This window comes from Burkholderia sp. NRF60-BP8 (assembly GCF_001522585.2).
Lineage (GTDB): Bacteria > Pseudomonadota > Gammaproteobacteria > Burkholderiales > Burkholderiaceae > Burkholderia.
The window spans coordinates 2,473,716-2,494,059 of the sequence record NZ_CP013373.1 but is presented as its reverse complement, the minus strand read 5'-3'; the positions used below and the strand labels follow the sequence as shown (position 1 = coordinate 2,494,059).

Below are 20,344 nucleotides of genomic sequence, written 5' to 3'. Positions count from 1 at the left end.
TTCAGGAATGGTAGAGGCGATGTTGAAGAATATAGGCCCATACGGCGGCCGGCACATGTTCGGCCGACGCGTCGGGCATTTGCGCATGGCGTGCGATGCATTCGCGCAGGTGCGCGCGGATGTCGGTCGCGGCGATGTCGAACGAAAGGGTCGTATCGATCAGCAGGCGGCCCGCCGGCGTGGCCTTGAGCACGTCGGCGCCGGCCTGCCGCGCGGCGATTTCGCGCGCGACGTCCGGCGGCGCCGCGTCGAGCTCGAAGCCCGGGCGCGTCGACACGCCGATGTGCGCGTAGTCGAACAGCGTGCGCCAGTCGCGCCACGTATCGAGGCGCACGAGCTGGTCGGCGCCGATCAGCAGCGACAGCGACGCATCCGGGCCGATCCGCTCGCGCCAGCGCGCGAGCGTCTCGACCGTGTAGGTCGGGCCGGCGTGCTCGATCTCGTCGGTTGCGACGGTCACGGTCACGCCCGGCATCGACAGCGTGCCGGCGGCGGCGCGCGTCATCGCGAGCCGGTGCTCGGCGGCCGATACGTCGCGCTTCTGGTACGGCTGCCCGGCGGGCAGCAACACGAGTTCGGTCAGGTCGAGCAGCGCGGCGAACCGGCGCGCGAGCGCGAGATGGCCGTCGTGGATCGGGTCGAAAGTACCGCCCAGCAAGCCGATACGGCGCGGCAGCGGGGCGGGGCGGGCGATGGTGTCCAGAAACGCGTCCTTTCGTTGGGGCAGCGGGGCGCGCGGGCTCAAACCCAGTCGCGCGGCACGAGGAAATCGCTAGTCAGGCGCGCTTCGGGCGAACCCGGCTCGGGCTGCCAGTTGTAGCGCCAGTTCGCGACCGGCGGCATCGACATCAGGATCGACTCGGTCCGGCCGCCGCTTTGCAGGCCGAACAGCGTGCCGCGGTCGAACACGAGGTTGAATTCGACGTAGCGGCCGCGGCGGTATGCCTGGAAGTCGCGTTCGCGCTCGCCGTACGGCAGCCCGGCGCGGCGCTCGACGATCGGCAGATAAGCGTGCAGGAACGCATCGCCGACGCTTTGCATCATGTCAAACGAGCGTTCAAAACCGGGTTCCGAGAAATCGTCGAAGAAGATCCCGCCGATGCCGCGCATCTCGTTGCGGTGCTTCAGGAAGAAATATTCGTCGCACCATTGCTTGAAGCGCGGGTAGAGCTCGATGCCGAACGGGTCGAGCGCATCCTTGCAGGTCTGGTGGAAATGGCGCGCGTCGTCCTCGAAACCGTAAACCGGTGTCAGATCCATGCCGCCGCCGAACCAGAACACGGGCGCCTCGCCCGGTTTCGTCGCGATCAGCATCCGCACGTTCATGTGCACGGTCGGGCAGTACGGATTGCGCGGGTGCAGCACGAGCGACACGCCGAGCGCCTCGAAGCCGCGGCCCGCGAGCTGCGGGCGCGCCGCGCTCGCCGACGGCGGCAGCGCGTCGCCCGCGACGTCGGAAAAGCCGATTCCCGCGCGTTCGAACACGCGGCCGCCTTCGAGAATCCGCGTGCAACCGCCGCCGCGCAGGCGTTCGGCCGGCCCGCGCTGCCACGTGTCGGTCGCGAGCGGCGTGCCGTCGAGCGCGCCGAGCGCGTCGGCGATACGTGTCTGCAGGCCCTGGAGGTACGTGCGCACACGCGCCACGTCGTAGGTCGAATCGGTCATGTCTGGACTGGCTGCCCCCGCGCTGAGCGAGGGCCGTAAAAAAAGCGTCTGCCGGGCATTCTATCGAACCCCGGCAGACGGGCCGCCGCCGCGCGGGCGCGGGGCGGCGATGGCGACGTCACGCGCTCTTGCGGTTGAGCGCGCGAAAGCCGATGTCGCGGCGGTACTGCATGCCTTCGAAATTGATCTGGTTGATCGTGTCGTACGCATGCTGCTGCGCTTCGCGCACCGAATCGGCAAGGCCGACCACGCACAGCACGCGGCCGCCGGACGTCACGAGCTTGTCGCCGTCGGCGAGCGTCGTGCCTGCATGGAACGTCACGGCCTGTTCGGTCTCGGCCGGGATCCCGTTGATGCGGTCGCCCTTGCGCGGCGCGTCCGGGTAGCCGTGCGCGGCCAGCACGACGCCGAGCGCGGTGCGGCGATCCCAGTCGAGCTCGACCGTATCGAGCGTGCCCGCGATCGCCTGTTCGACGACCTTCGAGAAATCGCTCTTCAGGCGCGCCATGATCGGCTGCGTTTCCGGGTCGCCCATCCGGCAGTTGAACTCGAGGGTGCGCGGATTGCCGTCCTTGTCGATCATCAGGCCGGCGTACAGGAAGCCCGTGAAGCGGATGCCGTCCTTCTCCATCCCGCGCACGGTCGGCATGATGATTTCGCGCATCACGCGTGCGTGCATCTGCGGCGTGACGATCGGCGCGGGCGAATACGCGCCCATGCCGCCGGTGTTCGGGCCGCGATCCTCGTCGAGCAGGCGCTTGTGGTCCTGGCTGGATGCCAGCGCCAGCGCGTGCTTGCCGTCGACCATCACGATGAAGCTCGCTTCCTCGCCGTCGAGGAATTCCTCGATCACGACGCGCGCGCCGGCGTCTCCCAGCTTGTTGCCCGACAGCATCATGTCGACGGCCGCATGCGCTTCTTCGAGCGTCATCGCGACGACGACGCCCTTGCCGGCCGCGAGGCCGTCGGCCTTCACGACGATCGGCGCACCCTTCGCGTCGATGTACGCGTGGGCAGCGGCCGCGTCGGCGAAGGTTTCGTAGTCGGCGGTCGGGATGCCGTGGCGCTTCATGAACGCCTTCGCGAAATCCTTCGAGCTTTCGAGCTGCGCGGCTTCGCGGGTCGGGCCGAAGACCTTCAGGCCGCGTGCGCGGAACAGGTTGACGATGCCGGCCGCGAGCGGTGCTTCCGGCCCGACGAGCGTGAACGCGACGCCTTCGCGTTCCGCGAAATCGGCGAGTTCGTCGAGCGACGTGATGTCGACGTTCTTCAGACGCTCGTCCTGCGCCGTACCGCCATTGCCGGGCGCGACGTAGACCATCTGGACGCGCGGCGACTGCGCGAGCTTCCACGCCAGCGCATGTTCGCGGCCGCCGGAACCGACGACGAGTAGTTTCATGGGATTCCCCGCAGACTAGAAAACAGGGCGGCCGGCACGCTCAGGCGCGCCGGCCGCGGAATCGGTCGGGCCGCCGCCGCGACAGGTGCGGCGGCCGGCATTTCATTCCTCGACGATGACGGCGTTCGTATACACCTCCTGCACGTCGTCGAGGTTCTCGAGCGCGTCCAGGAGCTTCTGCATCTTCGCCGCGTCGTCGCCGGTGAATTCGACTTCGTTCTGCGGCTTCATCGTCACTTCGGCGAGTTCGGCCTTGAAGCCCGCGGCTTCGAGCGCGTCCTTCACCGCCGAGAACGCCTGCCAGTCGCACAGCACTTCGATCGAGCCGTCGTCGTTCGGGGTCACGTCGTTCGCGCCGGCTTCGAGCGCCGCTTCCATCAACGCTTCTTCCGACGTGCCGGGCGCGAACAGGAACTGGCCGACGTGATCGAACATGAACGCGACCGAGCCGTCGGTGCCCATGTTGCCGCCGAACTTCGAGAATGCGTGACGGACTTCCGCGACCGTGCGGGTGCGGTTGTCGGTCAGCGTGTCGACGATGATCGCCGCGCCGCCGATGCCGTAGCCTTCGTAACGGATCTCTTCGTAGTTCGCGCCGTCCGCGCCGCCGACGCCGCGGTCGATCGCGCGCTTGACGTTGTCCTTCGGCATGTTCGCGTCGGCTGCCTTGTCGACCGCGAGACGCAGGCGCGGGTTCGAGTTGACGTCGCCGCCGCCGAGGCGCGCTGCGACCTGGATTTCCTTGATCAGGCGGGTCCAGATCTTGCCGCGCTTCGCGTCGGCTGCCGCTTTCTTATGCTTGATGTTGGCCCATTTCGAATGACCAGCCATACCTTTCTCCGTGCCCGGGCGCGCAGCGCGGGCGATTGTTGCAGTGTGTCGTTGAATCGGCGGCCGTGTCGGCGGGCATGAAGCCGCGGGGCCGCGCGTGTCGAGTGGAGCGTGATTTTATCACGCGGCGACCGCCGGTTCGGGGCCGCCGCGCATGGCCGAACGACCAGGGCGGCCGTCGCGGCCGCTCGCTTCGGTCAGTTCTTGGTGCCGAACAGGCGGTCGCCGGCGTCGCCCAGGCCCGGCACGATGTACGCGTGCTCGTTCAGGTGCGAATCGAGCGACGCGACGAACAGCTTCACGTCGGGGTGCGCGTCCTGGAACACCTGCACGCCCTCGGGCGCGGCGACCAGCGCGACGAACATGATGTTCGCGGCCGGCACGTTGCGGCGCTTGAGCACGTCGACCGCGTGCACGGCCGAATAGCCGGTCGCGACCATCGGGTCGCACAGGATGAAGATGCGGTCTTCCAGGTCCGGCAGGCGCACCAGGTATTCGACCGGACGGTGGTCGTCGGCGCGGTACACGCCGATGTGGCCGACGCGGGCGGACGGCACGAGATCGAGCAGGCCGTCCGACATCCCGATGCCCGCGCGCAGCACGGGCACGATCGCGAGCTTCTTGCCCGCGATCACCGGCGCGTCGACCGCCACCAGCGGGGTTTCGACCCGCTTGGTCGTGATCGGCAGGTTGCGGGTGATCTCGTAGCCCATCAGCAGCGTGATCTCGCGCAGCAGTTCGCGGAACGTGCGCGTGGACGTGTCCTTGTCGCGCATGTGCGTGAGCTTGTGCTGGATCAGTGGGTGATCGGTGATGAAGAGGTTCGGGAAACGGCTGTCCTGTTTCATGACGGGGTGCCTTGGCGGCGAAAGGGGATCGGGGGCGGCGGCGGGCACGTGCCGGCCGTCGCCGATGGCCGCAATTTTACCAAGGCGCGCCACGCGATCCGGATATTATCGACGTCTCACGACAATCCGCGTGCCGCGCACGCCCGTTCGCCCGCCCGCCGGCGGCAACGCGGGGCCGCGCCGGCACGCGCGCCACCAGGGAAGCGACGATGGATCTCGGCATTGAAGGAAAGACCGCGCTCGTGTGCGCGGCGAGCAAGGGCCTCGGGCGCGGCTGCGCGGAAGCGCTGGCCGCGGAGGGCGTGAACCTCGTGATCGTCGCGCGCACGCGCGACACGCTGGAGGAAACCGCGGAAGAGATCCGCGCCGGCGCGAACGTGTCGGTCACGGCGGTCGCCTGCGACATCACGACGCCGGACGGCCGCGCGGCCGCGCTCGCCGCGTGCCCGCAGCCGGACATTCTCGTGACGAATGCCGGCGGCCCGCCACCCGGCGATTTCCGCGATTTCTCCCACGACGACTGGATCCGCGCGCTCGAGTCGAACATGCTGACGCCGATCGAGCTGATCCGGGCAACCGTCGACGGGATGATCGGCCGCGGCTTCGGCCGGATCGTCAACATCACGAGTTCGGCCGTGAAGGCGCCGATCGACGTGCTGGCGCTGTCGAACGGCGCGCGCTCGGGGCTGACCGGCTTCGTCGCGGGGCTGTCGCGCAAGGTCGCGGGGCAGGGCGTGACGATCAACAACCTGCTGCCGGGGCTGTTCGACACCGACCGGATCGCGACGACGCTCGCCGCATCGGCGAAGGCGCAGGGCGTGACGGTCGACGAGATGCGTGCGCGGCGCACCCGGGACATCCCGGCCGGGCGCCTCGGCACGCGCGCCGAATTCGGCGCGGCCTGCGCATTTCTGTGCAGCGTGCACGCCGGCTACATCACCGGGCAGAACTGGCTGCTCGACGGCGGCGCGTATCCGGGCACGTTCTGACCCGCGCTTTGCGATTCACGACCACGACACAACGACCGAACAACCGAACGACGAAGGAAACGGAGATGAGCAAACCCCGCATCGCATTGATTGCGCACGACGCGAAGAAGGACGAGATCGTCGCGCTCGCGGGCCAGTATCGCGACACGCTCGCGCAATGCCGGCTGGTCGCGACGGGCACGACGGGCGGCCGTATCGCCGCCGCGCACGGGCTCGACGTCGAGCGCAAGCTGTCGGGGCCGCTCGGCGGCGACCTGCAGATCGGCGCGGAACTGGCCGACGGCCGCGTCGACATCGTCGTGTTCCTGCGCGATCCGATGACCGCGCAGCCGCACGACCCCGACATCACCGCGCTCGTGCGCGCCTGCGACGTGCACGACGTGCCGGTCGCGACCAACGTCGCGACCGCGCGGATGCTGCTCGACGATCTGGCGCGGAACATGCAGGACGTTTGCTAGGCGCGGGCGTCGGCCGATTGTCCCTGCCGGCGGCAGGGCCATGCACGGACGGCGGCGACGCGCGAGAATCGTGCGTCGCCATGCGCGCCTGCCGGCTTCCGTACGAATCGGTGCGGCGCGCGCATCGGCGATCCGGATTTCCCTGACCGACAGACAGACGAGGAGCAAAACGATGCCGAAAGCAATCCGATACGACCAGCCGGGCGGCCCGGACGTGATGAAGTGGGTCGATGTCGACGTCGACGCGCCGAAGGCCGGCGAGGTACGTATCCGCCAGCACGCGGTCGGGCTCAACTACATCGACGTGTATTTCCGCACGGGCCTGTATCCGCAGCCGCTGCCGGCGGGCCTCGGGATGGAGGCGGCCGGCGAAGTGACGGCCGTCGGCGACGGCGTGAGCGCGCTGAAGGTCGGCGATCGCGTCGCCTACGTCGCGCAGCCGCCGGGCGCGTATGCGCAGGAGCGCGTGCTGCCGGCCGAGAAACTCGTGAAGCTGCCCGACGGCATCGGCTACGACGATGCGGCGTCGGTGATGCTGCAGGGGCTGACCGCGCATTATCTGCTGCGTCGCACGTACCCGGTGAAGGCCGGCGACACGATCCTGATCCATGCGGCGGCCGGCGGCGTCGGGCTGCTCGTGTGCCAGTGGGCGAAGGCGCTCGGCGCGACCGTGATCGGCACGGTCGGCTCCGACGAAAAGGCCGAACTCGCGAAGGCGCACGGCTGCGATCACCCGGTCGTCTACACGCGCGAAAACTTCACGCAGCGCGTGAAGGAGATCACCCACGGCGCGGGCGTGCCGGTCGTCTACGATTCGATCGGCAAGGACACCTATGTCGGCTCGCTCGACAGCCTCGCGCCGCTCGGCTACTTCGTCAGCTTCGGCAACGCGTCCGGCCCGCTGCCGCCGATCGACTCGAAGGAGTTCTCGTCGCGCGGCTCGCTGTTCTTCACGCGGCCGACGCTGTTCTCGTACATCGCGAAGCGCGCCGATCTCGAAGCGGCGGCCGCCGAGCTGTTCGACGTGATCCTGTCGGGCAAGGTGAAGACGAGCATCAACCAGCGCTATCCGCTCGCGGAAGTCGGCCGCGCGCATGCGGATCTGGAAGCGCGCAAGACCACCGGCTCGACGATTCTCGTTCCCTGACCGTTCCTTTCCGTGCCGGCGCCATGCCGGCACGCGCCTTCGCGGGCGGCGCTGCGGTGCCGCCCGTCCCGCCTCAGTTTTTCTCCCGCCTCGCGTTTACACGTTTTTTATATCCGCCCCGATACCTTTGACCCGCCCTTTACGTGCGTTCCCATAACGTTCCAGTCGTCTGATTTCGACGACGGAGAACACAAAAATGGATGGGGTATTCATCGGCGCCCTGGTGCTTTTCACCGTGCTGATCCTCGGTCTGGTTGCCGGTTGCGAGAAGCTCGTGCAATACGGTCGCGGGGGGCGAGCATGACCTGGATGCTTTGGCTGGCGGGCGCGTCCACCGCGCTGCTGTTCGCGTATCTCGTCTTTGCGCTGCTGCGCGCGGAGGACATCGAATGAACGCGAACAACCTGTTGCAGACGCTGCTGTTCATCGTCGTGCTGCTGGCGGCGGCCGTGCCGGTCGCGCGCTATCTGACCGCGGTGCTGGACGGCAGCGCGCGCGTCGTGCGCGTGTTCGGGCCGCTCGAACGTGTGCTGTACCGCGTCGCGGGCGTCGACGCCGGCACCGAGATGAACTGGAAGCAATACGCGGTCGCGACGATCGCGTTCAACGCGCTCGGCGTGCTGTTCCTCTACGGGCTGCTGCGCCTGCAGGGCTTGCTGCCCGGCAACCCGCAGCAGTTCGGCGCGATGACGGCCGACGGCGCGTTCAACACGGCCGTCAGCTTCGTCACCAACACGAACTGGCAGGACTACACGCCCGAGCAGACCGTCAGCTACCTGACGCAGATGCTCGGCCTGACCGTGCAGAACTTCCTGTCGGCGGCGACCGGCATCGTCGTCGTGATCGCGCTGATCCGCGGCTTCGCGCGCCACACCGCGCAGACCATCGGCAACTTCTGGGTCGACCTGACGCGCGTGACGCTGTACGTGCTCGTGCCGATGGCCGCGCTCGTCGCCGCGCTGCTGATGAGCCAGGGCGTGCTGCAGAACCTGAAGGCGTACCAGGACGTGCCGGTGCTGCAGGCGAGCACCTATGCGGCGCCGAAGCTCGACGCGCAGGGCAACCCGGTGAAGGACGACAAGGGCAACGCGGTCACGGTGCCGACCCCGTTGACGAAGCAGACGCTCGCGATGGGCCCCGTCGCGTCGCAGGAAGCGATCAAGATGCTCGGCACCAACGGCGGCGGCTTCTTCAACGCGAACTCCGCGCATCCGTACGAGAACCCGACGCCGTTCGCGAACTTCGTGCAGATCTTCGCGATCCTGATCATCCCGGCCGCGCTGTGCCTCGTGTTCGGCCGGATGATCGGCGACCGGCGGCAGGGTATCGCGGTGCTCGCGGCGATGACGGTCGCGTTCGCGGTCGCGACCGGCGTCGAGGTGAGCGCCGAGCAGGCCGGCAACCCGACGCTCGTCGCGCTGCACGTCGACCAGTCGGCGAGCGCGCTGCAGCCGGGCGGCAACATGGAAGGCAAGGAAACGCGCTTCGGGATCGCGCAGACCGGCATCTTCACGGTCGCGACGACGGCCGCGTCGTGCGGCGCGGTCGACGCGATGCACGATTCGCTGACGCCGGTCGGCGGCCTCGTGCCGATGCTGCTGATGCAACTGGGCGAGGTGATCTACGGCGGGGTCGGCTCCGGCCTCTACGGGATGCTCGTGTTCGCGCTGCTCGCGGTGTTCGTCGCCGGCCTGATGATCGGCCGCACGCCGGAATACGTGGGCAAGAAGATCGAGTCGTACGAGATGAAGATGGTGTCGATCGTCGTGCTGCTCACGCCGCTGCTCGTGCTGGTCGGTACGTCGATCGCGGTGCTGGCGGACGCGGGCAAGGCCGGCATCGCGAACCCCGGCCCGCACGGCTTCTCGGAAATCCTCTATGCGTTCAGCTCGGCCGCGAACAACAACGGCAGCGCGTTCGCGGGCCTGACGGTCGGCACGCCGTTCTACAACTGGATGACCGCGATCGCGATGTGGTTCGGCCGCTTCGGCACGATCGTGCCGGTGCTGGCGATCGCCGGCTCGCTCGCCGCGAAGAAACGCATCGCGGCGACGAGCGGCACGCTGCCGACCCACGGCCCGCTGTTCGTCGTGCTGCTGCTCGGCACCGTGCTGCTGGTGGGTGCGCTGACCTACGTGCCGGCGCTCGCGCTGGGCCCGGGCGTCGAGCACCTGATGATGTGGCTGGGCGCGTGACGCGCGCCCGCATGGCGACACATTGAAAAGACTGAAGAGCTTGAAGAGATCGCAATGACTCAACATTCCGCAACACGGTCCATGTTCGATCCGGCGCTGCTGCGCCCGGCGATCGTGGATTCGTTCAAGAAACTCACGCCGCGCACGCAGTTGCGCAACCCGGTGATGTTCTGCGTGTACGTCGGCAGCATCCTGACCACGATCCTGTGGATCGCGGCGCTCGCCGGCCAGGCCGAGGCGCCCGCGGGCTTCATCCTCGCGGTCGCGCTGTGGCTATGGTTCACGGTGCTGTTCGCGAACTTCGCCGAAGCGCTCGCGGAAGGGCGCTCGAAGGCGCAGGCCGCGTCGCTGCGCAGCGCGAAGAAGGACGTGATGGCGAAGAAGCTCAACGAGCCGCATCCGAAGTCGCCGATCCGCATCACGACCGCGTCCGACCTGCGTAAAGGCGACGTCGTGCTCGTCGAGACCGGCGACGTGATCCCGGCCGACGGCGAGGTGCTCGACGGCGTCGCGTCGGTCGACGAATCGGCGATCACCGGCGAATCCGCGCCGGTGATCCGCGAATCGGGCGGCGACTTCTCGTCGGTGACGGGCGGCACGCGCGTGCTGTCGGACTGGATCGTCGTGAAGGTCACCGCGAATCCGGGCGAGGCGTTCCTCGACCGGATGATCGCGATGGTCGAAGGCGCGAAGCGCAAGAAGACGCCGAACGAAGTCGCGCTGACGATCCTGCTCGTCGCGCTGACGATCGTGATGCTGCTCGCGACCGCGACGCTGCTGCCGTTCTCGATGTTCTCGGTCGAGGCGATGAAGGCCGGCCACGTGGTGACGATCACCGCGCTCGTCGCGCTGCTCGTGTGCCTGATCCCGACGACGATCGGCGGCCTGCTGTCCGCGATCGGCGTGGCCGGGATGAGCCGGATGATGCAGGCGAACGTGATCGCGACGTCGGGGCGCGCGGTGGAGGCGGCCGGCGACGTCGACGTGCTGCTGCTCGACAAGACCGGCACGATCACGCTCGGCAACCGCCAGGCGTCGACGTTCGTGCCGGCGCCCGGCGTGACCGAGGAAGCGCTGGCCGATGCCGCCCAACTGTCGTCGCTCGCCGACGAAACGCCGGAAGGCCGCAGCATCGTCGTGCTCGCGAAGGCGCGCTTCGACATTCGCCAGCGCGACATGGCGCAACTGCACGCGACGTTCCTCGGCTTTTCCGCGCAGACGCGGATGAGCGGCGTCGATCTGCCGGGCCGCGAAATCCGCAAGGGCGCGGCCGATGCGATTCGCCGCTACGTCGAGACGCACGGCAGCCGCTTTCCGGAAGACGTGCGCCGCGCGGTGGACGACGTCGCGCGCCGCGGCAGCACGCCGCTCGTCGTGGCCGACCTGCAGGAAGGGGCGGCGCGCGTGCTCGGCGTGATCGAGCTGAAGGACATCGTGAAGGGCGGCATCAAGGAGCGCTTCGCGGAGCTGCGCAAGATGGGCATCAAGACCGTGATGGTGACGGGCGACAACCGGCTGACGGCCGCGGCGATCGCGGCGGAAGCGGGCGTCGACGATTTCCTCGCGGAAGCGACGCCGGAAACCAAGCTCGCGACGATTCGCGAGCACCAGGCGGCCGGGCGCCTCGTCGCGATGACGGGCGACGGTACCAACGACGCGCCGGCGCTCGCCCAGGCGGACGTCGCGGTCGCGATGAACACCGGCACGCAGGCGGCGAAGGAGGCCGGCAACATGGTCGACCTCGACTCGAACCCGACGAAGCTGATCGAGATCGTCGAGATCGGCAAGCAGATGCTGATGACGCGCGGGTCGCTGACCACGTTCTCGATCGCGAACGACATCGCGAAGTACTTCGCGATCATTCCGGCCGCGTTCGTGACGACGTACCCGCAATTGCGCGTGCTCGACATCATGCACCTGAGCTCGCCGGCGTCCGCGATCCTGTCGGCGGTGATCTTCAACGCATTGATCATCGTCGCGCTGATTCCGCTCGCGCTGAAAGGCGTGACCTACCGGCCGCTCGGCGCCGCGTCGCTGCTGCGCCGCAACCTGCTGGTCTACGGGCTCGGCGGCGTGCTGCTGCCGTTCCCGTTCATCAAGCTGATCGACATGACGCTCGCCGCGCTCGGCTGGGCCTGAGCCGGCCGCACCTAGCCGGCCGCACCTGAAGGAACCATCATGAAATCGTTGATTCGCCCGCTCGTCGTACTGTTCGTCATCCTGACCGCCGTGACGGGGCTCGCTTACCCGGCCGCGATGACCGTGTTCGGTCAGGCCGTGTTCCCGTCGCAGGCCAACGGCAGCCTGATCGAACAGGACGGCAAGGTCGTCGGCTCCGCGCTGATCGGCCAGCCGTTCGACGCGCCGAAGTATTTCTGGGGCCGGCTGTCGGCCACCGCGCCGATGCCGTACAACGCGGCCGGCTCCGGCGGCTCGAACCTCGGCCCGCTGAACCCGTCGCTCGCCGACCAGGTGAAGGCGCGCCTCGCCGCGCTGCGCGACGCCGGCACCGACCTGTCGAAGCCGGTGCCGGTCGATCTCGTGACGGCGTCGGCGAGCGGCCTCGATCCGGAGATCACGCCGGCCGCCGCCGCGTACCAGGTCGAGCGCGTCGCGAAGGTCCGCAACATGGCGCCGGACGCGGTCGCGCAACTCGTTGCCGCGAACACGACGGGCCGCCAGTTCGGCGTGCTCGGCGAGCCGCGCGTGAACGTGCTGAAGCTGAACCTGGCGCTCGACGCGGCGCAGGCTGCGCACTGACCGATCGCGCGTACCGACCGGCATCCGGCGCGCCCGAACCGCGCCGGATGCGCTTTTCCCGACGGCGCGCGCGCCGTCTTTGCCTTTTGCGGCGATTTGGAACCACAATGCTCGTACCCGCGCGCATCCGGGCGCTCCGCCTTCCTCACGCATGAACCGTCCCGATCCAGACCAACTTCTCGACAAGCTGCAGCGAGACGAAGAAAAGCAGCGGCGCGGCCAGCTCAAGATCTTCTTCGGCGCGTCCGCCGGCGTCGGCAAGACCTATGCGATGCTGCAGGCCGCGCGGCAGCGCCGGCAGGAAGGCGTCGACGTCGTCGTCGGCATCGTCGAGACCCACGGCCGCGGCGAGACCGCCGCGCTGCTCGACGGCCTCGACGTGCTGCCGCCCGCGCGCCTCGACTATCGCGGCCGCACGCTCGCCGAATTCGATCTGGACGGCGCGCTCGCGCGTGCGCCGCAACTGATCCTCGTCGACGAGCTCGCGCATTCGAACGTGCAGGGCGCCCGGCACCTGAAGCGCTGGCAGGACGTCTACGAGCTGCTCGACGCGGGCATCGACGTGTATACGACCGTCAACGTCCAGCACCTCGAAAGCCTGAACGACGTGGTCGGCGCGATCACGGGCATCCGCGTGTGGGAGACCGTGCCCGATCGCGTGTTCGACGCGGCCGACGAAGTCACGCTCGTCGACCTGCCGGCCGAGGAGTTGCTCGAGCGCATGCGCGACGGCAAGGTCTATCTCGCGCAGCAGGCCGAGCGCGCGGTGCGCAACTTCTTCCGCAAGGGCAACCTGATCGCGCTGCGCGAGCTGGCGCTGCGGCGCACGGCCGATCGCGTCGACGCGCAGATGCGCGAATACCGCGCCGACCGGTCGATCCAGCGCATCTGGCAGGCGCGCGAGCGGCTGCTCGTGTGCGTCGGCCCGGGCGCCGAAGCGCCGACGCTCGTGCGCGCGGCGGCGCGCCTGGCCGCGAGCCTGAAGGCCGACTGGATCGCCGTGTACGTCGAGACGCCGCGCCTGCAGCGGCTGCCCGACGCGCGGCGGCAGCGCACGCTCGACGCGCTGAAGCTCGCGGCCGAGCTCGGCGCGGAGACGGCCACGCTCGCCGGCGCCGACGCGGTCGCCGCGCTGATCGGCTATGCGAAGGTGCGCAACGTATCGAAGCTGGTCGCGGGCGGCTCGCCGAAGGTCGGGCTCGCGCGCCGCTTCGCGCGGCCGTTCGGCGAGCAACTGGCGGAACGCGCGGGCGACGTCGACCTGATGCTGATTCGCGCGTCCGCGAGCGACGAGGCGCGCGCCGCGCCGCTCGACGCGCGGGCGCGCGACTGGCGCGATGCGTTCGCGAAGTTCGGCACGCATCGTTCGCCGCCGCGCCATTACGCGTATGCGGCCGCGATCTGTGCGGCGATCACCGTCGTCGCGAGCGTCGTATCCGGGCGGCTGGACCTCACGAATCTCGTGATGCTGTACCTGCTCGGCGTGGTGTTTTCGGCCGTGCGGCTCGGGCGCGGCCCGGGCGTGCTGCAGTCGTTCCTGTCGGTGGCCGCGTTCGATTTCTTCTTCGTGCCGCCGCGCATGTCGTTCTCGGTCAGCGACACGCAATACCTGCTGACCTTCTTCGGGATGCTGCTGACGTCGCTCGTGATCAGCCACCTGACGTCGACGCTCACGCGCCAGGCGAGCGTCGCGCAGCGCCGCGAGCGCCGCACCGGCGCGATCTACGCGATGGCGCGCGAGCTTGGCGCGGCGCTGACGACCGAGCAGATCGTCGAGATCGGCAGCCGCCACGTGGGCGAGGTGTTCCGCGCCCGCGTCGCGTTCCTGCTGCCCGACAGCGCGGACCAGGTACGGCAGAAGATCGAGGAGCCCGATGCGGCCGTCACGCTGACGGGCGCGGAGCTCGACCGCGACGTCGGCCAGTGGGTGTACGACCAGCAGAAGCCGGCCGGGCGCGGCACCGATACGCTGCCGGCGACGGCCGCGCTGTACCTGCCGCTGAAAGCGCCGATGCGCACGCGCGGCGTGCTCGCGGTCGCATCGCGCGAGCCGCGCGAACTCGAGGTGCCCGAGCAGCAGCGGATGCTCGACGCATTCGCCGCGCAAATCGCGCTTGCGCTCGAGCGCGTCCATTACGTCGAGATCGCGCGCGACGCGCTCGTCAACATGGAGTCCGAGCGGCTGCGCAACTCGCTGCTGTCGGCGATCTCGCACGACCTGCGCACGCCGCTCACGACGATCGTCGGCTTTTCGTCGATGCTCGCGAACGGGCGCGCGGCCGCCGACGCGGGCGACGCCGCGGCGGCCGCGCGGCTCGCGCAGCGCGAGGGCGAACTCGTCGACGCGATTCACGACGAGGCGCTGCGCATGACGGGCATCGTCACGAACTTGCTCGACATGGCGCGGCTGCAGGGCGGCAGCCTGCAGCTCAAGCGCCAGTGGTCGCTGCTCGAGGAAACCGTCGGCGCGGCGCTCGCCGCCTGCCGGCGGGTGCTCGCGCGTCATCCCGTGCGCGTCGCGCTGCCGGCCGACCTGCCGTTGCTGCAGATGGACGCGGTGCTGATGGAGCGGCTGTTCACCAACCTGTTCGAGAACGCGGCGAAGTACACGCCGCCCGATACGTCGCTCGACATCGGCGCTGAGCGCGTGACCGACGACGGGACCCCGTTCGTGCGCGTGCACGTCGACGATCACGGCCCCGGCTTGCCGGCCGGCATGGAGACGCGGATCTTCGACAAGTTCACGCGCGGCGAGAAGGAGTCGGCGACGCCCGGCATCGGGCTCGGGCTCGCGATCTGCCGCGCGATCGTCGAGGCGCACGGCGGTAAAATCGGCGCGCTCAACCGCACCGCGCCCGACGGCCGCGTGACGGGCGCGCGCTTCTGGTTCACGCTGCCGGTCGACACGCCGCCGGCCGCGCCGGCCGCGCCCGACGACGAATCCGACCTGCCGGGCGCATCGCCCCCATCCGAGCCATTGCCAGACCATGAGTGAACCCAGCCTGACCGTCGTCCTGATCGAGGACGAAAAGCAGATCCGCCGCTTCGTGCGCGCCGCGCTCGAGGAGGAGGACATCGCGGTGTTCGAGGCCGAGACGGGCAAGCAGGGGCTGATCGACGCGGCGACGCGCAAGCCCGACCTCGTGATCGTGGACCTCGGCCTGCCCGACACCGACGGCCTCGACGTGATCCGCGAGCTGCGCGGCTGGTCCGAGGTGCCGGTGATCGTGCTGTCCGCCCGCACGCAGGAGGAGGAGAAGGTCGCGGCGCTCGACGCGGGCGCCGACGACTACCTGACCAAGCCGTTCGGCGTGTCCGAACTGCGCGCGCGGATGCGCGCGCAACTGCGCCGGCGCAACCAGGGCGGCGCGAACGAGTCGCCGAAGGTGACCTTCGGCGCCGTGACCGTCGATCTCGCGCTGCGCCAGGTGTGGCGCGACGACGCGATCGTGCACCTGACGCCGCTCGAGTACCGGCTGCTCGCGACGCTCGTGCGTCACGCGGGGCGCGTGCTCACGCACCGCCAGCTGCTGCGCGACGTGTGGGGGCCGTCGCACGTCGAGAGCCATCATTACCTGCGCATCTACATGGCGCACCTGCGCCAGAAGCTCGAGGCCGATCCCGCGCAGCCCGAGCACATCGTCACCGAGACGGGCGTCGGCTATCGGCTCGTCGGCGCGGTGTGACGGGCGGTGCGCGGCGGGGCATGCGGTCGGAAGCCGCGCACCGGCAGGGTTGTGCCGGCGCGACAGTTTCGCGACCGCGGCCGCCCTTGCACACCGGCTGCGCAATCCCCGCTATCCTGACCGTTCCCCGAACGAAAACGAGGAGCGTGCAATGTCCGTCCGTCTGGTCGTCAGCTGTGCGCTGGCGCTGGCTGCGCCCGGCGCGTTCGCCCAGCCGCTGCCGCCCGGGCAGCAGCCGCCCGGGCAGCAGCCGCCCGCGCAGGTGGCGCTGGCCAATCCCGCATCGGTCAACTGCGAGAAGCTCGGCGGTCGCCACGTGATCCGCAGCCTGCCGCGCGGGCAGGTCGGCATGTGCGTGTTCAAGGACGGCCGCGTGTGCGAGGAGTGGGCGCTGTACCGCGACGACCGCTGCGTCGGCGGCGTCGCGCCCAAGCGCGTGACGAATTGACCGCGTCAGGCCGATCGCGCCCCGCATCGGCCGCCGCGGCGGCCCACAGCCGGCAGGTCCGTAAGCCTCTTGTTATACTCGGCGCCGCCCGGGGACGACCCCGGGTCATTCGCTTCAACGGGGACGGCCCCATCCGATACGGAGTACGTCGAGATGGCGTGGGTATGGTTGTTGATCGCCGGTTTGCTGGAAGTGGCCTGGGCGGCCGGCTTGAAATCGTCGGACGGCTTCACGAAGCTCGGTCCGTCGCTGTTTACGATCGTGACGGCGCTGGCCAGCTTCGGGCTGCTCGCGGTCGCGATGCGCCAGTTGCCGCTCGGCACCGCGTACGCGGTGTGGACGGGCATCGGCGCGGTCGGCGCGTTCGTGTTCGGGATCGTGATGATGGGCGAGGCGCTGACCGTCGCGCGCGTCGCGAGTGCGGCGCTGATCGTCGCGGGGTTGGTCGGCCTGAAACTGTCGTCGGCCGCCTGACGACGGCCTGCCGGGCGCCGCGCCGCCGCGGAATTGCGGCGGTCGGTCGCCCGGCCTGTCTATAATGGAACGCATTCGGGCCTGAATACCGCCGTGCTGCTCGCGGCACGCGGTGCCGGTCGCCACGCGCCGCGCGGCCGGTCTGTCCGACCCGATCCGATCAATCGGCAAAACGCACGGAAAGTGCAAGGAGAGGGCCATGATCGAAGCCATTTCGCTCGGCGCGGGACTCGCGTGGGCGAGCGGCCTGCGCCTGTACCTGGCGGTGCTGATCGCCGGCGTGCTGGCGCGGTTCGGCTGGCTCCACCTGCCCGACACGCTGGCCGTGCTGACGTCGCCGTGGGTCATCGGCGCCGCGGCCGTGCTCGCCGTGACCGAATTCCTTGCCGACAAGATCCCCGCATTCGACTCGCTGTGGGATGCCGTGCACACCTTCATCCGCATTCCGGCCGGCGCCGTGCTCGCGGCCGGCGCGCTCGGCCATGCCGATCCGACCATGCTGGCGGTCGCGGGGCTCGCCGGCGGCTCGCTCGCCGGCGCCGCGCACGTGGCGAAGGCCGGCACGCGCGCGCTGATCAACCTGTCTCCCGAACCGATTTCGAACTGGGTCGCGTCATCGACCGAGGACGGTCTCGTGGTCGGCGGCCTGGTCCTCGCGTTCTTCGTTCCGCTCGCCTTCCTCGTGCTGCTCGCCGCGTTCGTCGCGGCGTCGGCATGGGCGCTGCCGCGCCTGTGGCGCGGCGTGTCGGGCGGTTTTCGCGGGATGGCGAACCACATGGTGTCGCGGCTCAACTCGATCGGAGGAAAACGCGATTGAAGGGGCCGCAACACGCGGGGCAGCCGCCGGCCGGGCAACCCGGCCATGACGGGCGCGCGCATGCGGGCCGCTTCGGCCTGCGCGACCTGATCCATCAGGCCGCCCGGATGACCGCGCGCGACTGGCGCGCGGGTGAGTTGACGCTGCTGGTCCTCGCGCTGGTGCTCGCGGTCGCGGCGCTGACGAGCGTCGGCTTTCTTGCCGATCGGCTGCGCCAGGGGCTCGAGCGCGACGCGCGCCAGATGCTCGGCGCCGATTTCGTCGTGCGCGCCGATCGCCCCGTCGATCCATCGTTCGACCGGCAGGCTCGCGCGCTCGGTCTGCGTACCGCGACGACGGCCATCTTCCCGAGCATGATCGCGTCCGCCGCGGGCGGGCAGGCCGCCGACGCGGCGCCGTCGCGCCTCGCGGCCGTGAAGGCCGTGTCGCCCGGCTATCCGCTGCGCGGCGCGGTCGAGATCCTGCCGGCCGGCGCGACCGTCGCGCAAAAGGCGACCGCGATTCCCGCGCCCGGCACCGTGTGGGCCGACCCGGCGCTGCTCGATGCGCTGCACCTCAAGGCGGGCGATACGGTGCGCGTCGGGCTGCGCACGTTTACGGTCGCCGCCGCGATTGCCCGCGAACTCGATCGCGGCTTTTCGTTCGTCAATTTTTCCCCGCGGCTGATGATGCGCGCGGACGAGCTCGCCGCGACCGGGCTCACGGGCTACGGCAGCCGCGTCACGTACCGGCTGCTGGTCGCGGGCGACGCACCGGCCGTCGCGCGCTTCGAAGCGTATGCACACGCGCGCGTCGACGGCGGGAAGCTGCGCGGCGTCGGGCTCGAGTCGTTGCAGGAAGGGCAGCCGCAGGTGCGGCAGACACTGGATCGCGCGCGCCATTTCCTGACGCTCGTCGCCTTGCTGACCGCGCTGCTCGCGGCGGTCGCGATTGCGATGGCCGCGCAGCGCTACATGCGGCGCCATCTCGACGGCTGTGCGACGATGCGCTGCCTCGGCGTGAGCCGCCGCACGCTCGGCGCGCTGTTCGCGCTCGAATTCGCCGGCGTCGGCATCGTGTCGGGCGCCGCGGGCGCGGTGCTCGGCTATGGCGGCCACTGGGCGTTGCTGGCCGCGCTCGGCAGCCTGATCGACGTCGTGCTGCCGCCGCCGACGCCGTGGCCGGCGCTGATCGGCATGGGCGCGGCGCTCGTGCTGCTGCTCGGTTTCGCGCTGCCGCCCCTCGTGCCGCTCACGCGCGTGCCGCCGGTGCGCGTGTTGCGGCGCGAGTGGGGCGACGCGTCGCGCACCGCGTGGGCCGCGTATGCGATCGGTGTCGTGCTGTTCGCGGGGCTGCTGATCGCGGCCGCCGGCAACCTGAAGCTCGGCCTCATCGTCGCGGGCGGCTTTGCCGGCGCGTTGGTCGGTTTCGCGCTGATCGCCCGGCTCGTGCTGTTCGCCGCCGCGCGCGCGGTGCGCGATGCGCGCGTGGCCGCGGGCGTCGGCTGGCGCTACGCGCTGGCGTCGCTGCATCGGCGCGGCACGGCCAGCGCGCTGCAGATCACTGCGCTCGCGCTCGGCCTGATGTGCCTGCTGCTGATCGCGATCACGCGCAACGACCTCGTGGCGGGCTGGCGGCAGTCGACGCCGCCGGACGCGCCGAACCAGTTCCTGATCGACATCCAGCCCGACCAGCGCGCCGATGTCGCCGCCTATCTGGCTGCGCACGGCGTGCGCGACGCCGTACCGGCGCCGATGGTGCGCGGCCGCCTCGTCGCGATCAACGGCAAGCCGGTGAATCCGGACGCGTACCCGTCCGAAGAGGCGCGCCGGCTCGTCGATCGCGAATTCAACCTGTCGTACACGACCGAACTGCCGTCGGACAACCGGATCGTCGAAGGCGACTGGTTCGGTACCGCGGCCACGCCGCAGATCTCGATCGAAGCCGGCCTGGCGAAGACGCTGAACGTGAAGCCGGGCGACACGCTGCGCTTCGACGTGACGGGGCTGACGGTCGACGCGCCCGTCACGAGCGTGCGCAAGCTCGATTGGGGCTCGTTCCGCGTCAACTTCTTCGTGCTGATGCCGCCGCCGGTGCTGAAGGATTTTCCGGCCGTCTATCTGACGAGCTTCCATCTGCCGGCATCGGACGCCGCGCTGCTCGATCCGTTGATCGCGCGCTACCCGAACCTGACCGCGATCGACGTCGCGCCGATCCTCGCGCAGTTGCAGCGGATGATGCTGCAGGTGGTCGGGGCGGTGCAGTTCCTGTTTGCGTTCACGCTCGCGGCCGGCGTGCTCGTGCTGTACACGGCGCTCGCCGGCTCGCGCGACGAGCGTGTGCGCGAGGCCGCGCTGCTGCGCGCGCTCGGTGCGTCGCGCGCGCAGGTCAATGCGGTGCAGCGCGCGGAATTCATCGTGGTCGGCGCGCTGGCCGGCGCGCTGGCGTCGGCGGGCGCGATCGCGGTCGGCTGGGTGCTCGCGTCGCGCGTGTTCGATTTCCGGCTCGCCGTCGATCCGTGGCTCGTGCCGGCCGGCATCGCGGCCGGCGTCGTCTGCGCCGGTGCGGCCGGCTGGCTGAGCCTGCATAATGTGTTGCGGCGCCCCGCGCTGCAGTCGCTGCGCGACGCCTGAGCGTCGCCCGCAGCC

The 20,344-nt window shown here is 69.8% G+C and carries 18 protein-coding genes; 13 read left to right on the top strand and 5 right to left on the bottom strand.

What is annotated here, in order from left to right; translation table 11 throughout:
- Position 1: 1 nt before the first annotated feature.
- The 5 genes from WS54_RS25060 to upp form a co-directional block, all read right to left on the bottom strand.
- Positions 2–727, bottom strand: coding sequence for a nicotinate-nucleotide adenylyltransferase (locus WS54_RS25060; protein ID WP_179955227.1), 726 nt, complete (start codon positions 725–727; stop codon positions 2–4).
- Between the two features lie 14 nt (positions 728–741).
- Positions 742–1,665: an oxygen-dependent coproporphyrinogen oxidase gene (hemF, locus tag WS54_RS25055; RefSeq protein ID WP_034208006.1), complete on the bottom strand. Its 924-nt coding sequence runs from the start codon at positions 1,663–1,665 to the stop codon at positions 742–744.
- Positions 1,666–1,783: 118 nt separating this feature from the next.
- On the bottom strand, positions 1,784–3,064 hold the full coding sequence (gene purD, locus WS54_RS25050; RefSeq protein WP_059781304.1) for a phosphoribosylamine--glycine ligase: 1,281 nt from the start codon (positions 3,062–3,064) through the stop codon (positions 1,784–1,786).
- A 102-nt stretch (positions 3,065–3,166) separates the two neighbouring features.
- Positions 3,167–3,895 (bottom strand): YebC/PmpR family DNA-binding transcriptional regulator, encoded by a 729-nt coding sequence (locus WS54_RS25045; RefSeq protein WP_034208004.1) that lies wholly within the window; start codon positions 3,893–3,895, stop codon positions 3,167–3,169.
- Positions 3,896–4,092: 197 nt separating this feature from the next.
- Complete coding sequence (gene upp, locus WS54_RS25040; RefSeq protein WP_006481871.1) at positions 4,093–4,743, bottom strand: uracil phosphoribosyltransferase; 651 nt, start codon at positions 4,741–4,743, stop codon at positions 4,093–4,095.
- Positions 4,744–4,952: 209 nt separating this feature from the next.
- Here upp and WS54_RS25035 point away from each other — a divergent pair, with 209 nt between their 5' ends.
- The 13 genes from WS54_RS25035 to WS54_RS24975 all read left to right on the top strand — a co-directional run bounded on the left by WS54_RS25035 (position 4,953) and on the right by WS54_RS24975 (position 20,329).
- On the top strand, positions 4,953–5,732 hold the full coding sequence (locus WS54_RS25035) for an SDR family oxidoreductase (protein ID WP_034208003.1): 780 nt from the start codon (positions 4,953–4,955) through the stop codon (positions 5,730–5,732).
- A 65-nt stretch (positions 5,733–5,797) separates the two neighbouring features.
- Entirely contained in the window at positions 5,798–6,190 is a 393-nt protein-coding gene (locus WS54_RS25030; RefSeq protein WP_059781305.1) for a methylglyoxal synthase, read from the top strand.
- A 172-nt stretch (positions 6,191–6,362) separates the two neighbouring features.
- A complete protein-coding gene (locus WS54_RS25025) occupies positions 6,363–7,337 on the top strand; it encodes a quinone oxidoreductase family protein (RefSeq protein WP_059781308.1) in 975 nt (324 codons plus the stop codon).
- Between the two features lie 300 nt (positions 7,338–7,637).
- Positions 7,638–7,730, top strand: coding sequence for a K(+)-transporting ATPase subunit F (gene kdpF, locus WS54_RS25020; RefSeq protein ID WP_006752209.1), 93 nt, complete (start codon positions 7,638–7,640; stop codon positions 7,728–7,730).
- A complete protein-coding gene (gene kdpA / locus WS54_RS25015) occupies positions 7,727–9,532 on the top strand; it encodes a potassium-transporting ATPase subunit KdpA (RefSeq protein WP_059781310.1) in 1,806 nt (601 codons plus the stop codon). Before kdpF ends, kdpA begins: the two co-directional genes overlap by 4 nt.
- A gap of 54 nt (positions 9,533–9,586) precedes the next feature.
- On the top strand, positions 9,587–11,671 hold the full coding sequence (gene kdpB / locus WS54_RS25010) for a potassium-transporting ATPase subunit KdpB (RefSeq protein ID WP_059781312.1): 2,085 nt from the start codon (positions 9,587–9,589) through the stop codon (positions 11,669–11,671).
- Positions 11,672–11,710: 39 nt separating this feature from the next.
- Positions 11,711–12,292 carry a potassium-transporting ATPase subunit KdpC gene (gene kdpC / locus WS54_RS25005; protein WP_059781314.1) on the top strand — a complete coding sequence of 194 codons (582 nt, stop codon included), beginning with the start codon at positions 11,711–11,713 and terminating at the stop codon, positions 12,290–12,292.
- A gap of 151 nt (positions 12,293–12,443) precedes the next feature.
- Complete coding sequence (locus WS54_RS25000; RefSeq protein WP_059781316.1) at positions 12,444–15,287, top strand: sensor histidine kinase; 2,844 nt, start codon at positions 12,444–12,446, stop codon at positions 15,285–15,287.
- A complete protein-coding gene (kdpE, locus tag WS54_RS24995) occupies positions 15,280–15,978 on the top strand; it encodes a two-component system response regulator KdpE (RefSeq protein ID WP_034207996.1) in 699 nt (232 codons plus the stop codon). The genes WS54_RS25000 and kdpE overlap by 8 nt, the downstream gene beginning before the upstream one ends.
- A 151-nt stretch (positions 15,979–16,129) precedes the next feature.
- Positions 16,130–16,426, top strand: coding sequence for a putative hemolysin (locus tag WS54_RS24990; protein ID WP_059781319.1), 297 nt, complete (start codon positions 16,130–16,132; stop codon positions 16,424–16,426).
- Positions 16,427–16,579: 153 nt separating this feature from the next.
- Positions 16,580–16,900 carry a quaternary ammonium compound efflux SMR transporter SugE gene (sugE, locus tag WS54_RS24985; RefSeq protein WP_034208737.1) on the top strand — a complete coding sequence of 107 codons (321 nt, stop codon included), beginning with the start codon at positions 16,580–16,582 and terminating at the stop codon, positions 16,898–16,900.
- Between the two features lie 199 nt (positions 16,901–17,099).
- A complete protein-coding gene (locus tag WS54_RS24980; protein WP_059781321.1) occupies positions 17,100–17,717 on the top strand; it encodes a DUF4126 domain-containing protein in 618 nt (205 codons plus the stop codon).
- Positions 17,714–20,329, top strand: coding sequence for an ABC transporter permease (locus tag WS54_RS24975; protein ID WP_059781323.1), 2,616 nt, complete (start codon positions 17,714–17,716; stop codon positions 20,327–20,329). The genes WS54_RS24980 and WS54_RS24975 overlap by 4 nt, the downstream gene beginning before the upstream one ends.
- Positions 20,330–20,344 lie beyond the last annotated feature (15 nt).

Coding starts and splice junctions, on each gene's coding strand:
- kdpB (WP_059781312.1), top strand. CDS start 9,587: ATGACTCAACATTCCGCAACACGGTCCATGTTCGATCCGGCGCTGCTG.
- WS54_RS25030 (WP_059781305.1), top strand. CDS start 5,798: ATGAGCAAACCCCGCATCGCATTGATTGCGCACGACGCGAAGAAGGAC.
- WS54_RS24980 (WP_059781321.1), top strand. CDS start 17,100: ATGATCGAAGCCATTTCGCTCGGCGCGGGACTCGCGTGGGCGAGCGGC.
- kdpE (WP_034207996.1), top strand. CDS start 15,280: ATGAGTGAACCCAGCCTGACCGTCGTCCTGATCGAGGACGAAAAGCAG.
- kdpC (WP_059781314.1), top strand. CDS start 11,711: ATGAAATCGTTGATTCGCCCGCTCGTCGTACTGTTCGTCATCCTGACC.
- upp (WP_006481871.1), bottom strand. CDS start 4,743: ATGAAACAGGACAGCCGTTTCCCGAACCTCTTCATCACCGATCACCCA.
- kdpF (WP_006752209.1), top strand. CDS start 7,638: ATGACCTGGATGCTTTGGCTGGCGGGCGCGTCCACCGCGCTGCTGTTC.
- WS54_RS25000 (WP_059781316.1), top strand. CDS start 12,444: ATGAACCGTCCCGATCCAGACCAACTTCTCGACAAGCTGCAGCGAGAC.
- kdpA (WP_059781310.1), top strand. CDS start 7,727: ATGAACGCGAACAACCTGTTGCAGACGCTGCTGTTCATCGTCGTGCTG.
- sugE (WP_034208737.1), top strand. CDS start 16,580: ATGGCGTGGGTATGGTTGTTGATCGCCGGTTTGCTGGAAGTGGCCTGG.
- WS54_RS25025 (WP_059781308.1), top strand. CDS start 6,363: ATGCCGAAAGCAATCCGATACGACCAGCCGGGCGGCCCGGACGTGATG.
- hemF (WP_034208006.1), bottom strand. CDS start 1,665: ATGACCGATTCGACCTACGACGTGGCGCGTGTGCGCACGTACCTCCAG.
- WS54_RS24990 (WP_059781319.1), top strand. CDS start 16,130: ATGTCCGTCCGTCTGGTCGTCAGCTGTGCGCTGGCGCTGGCTGCGCCC.
- purD (WP_059781304.1), bottom strand. CDS start 3,064: ATGAAACTACTCGTCGTCGGTTCCGGCGGCCGCGAACATGCGCTGGCG.
- WS54_RS25045 (WP_034208004.1), bottom strand. CDS start 3,895: ATGGCTGGTCATTCGAAATGGGCCAACATCAAGCATAAGAAAGCGGCA.
- WS54_RS25035 (WP_034208003.1), top strand. CDS start 4,953: ATGGATCTCGGCATTGAAGGAAAGACCGCGCTCGTGTGCGCGGCGAGC.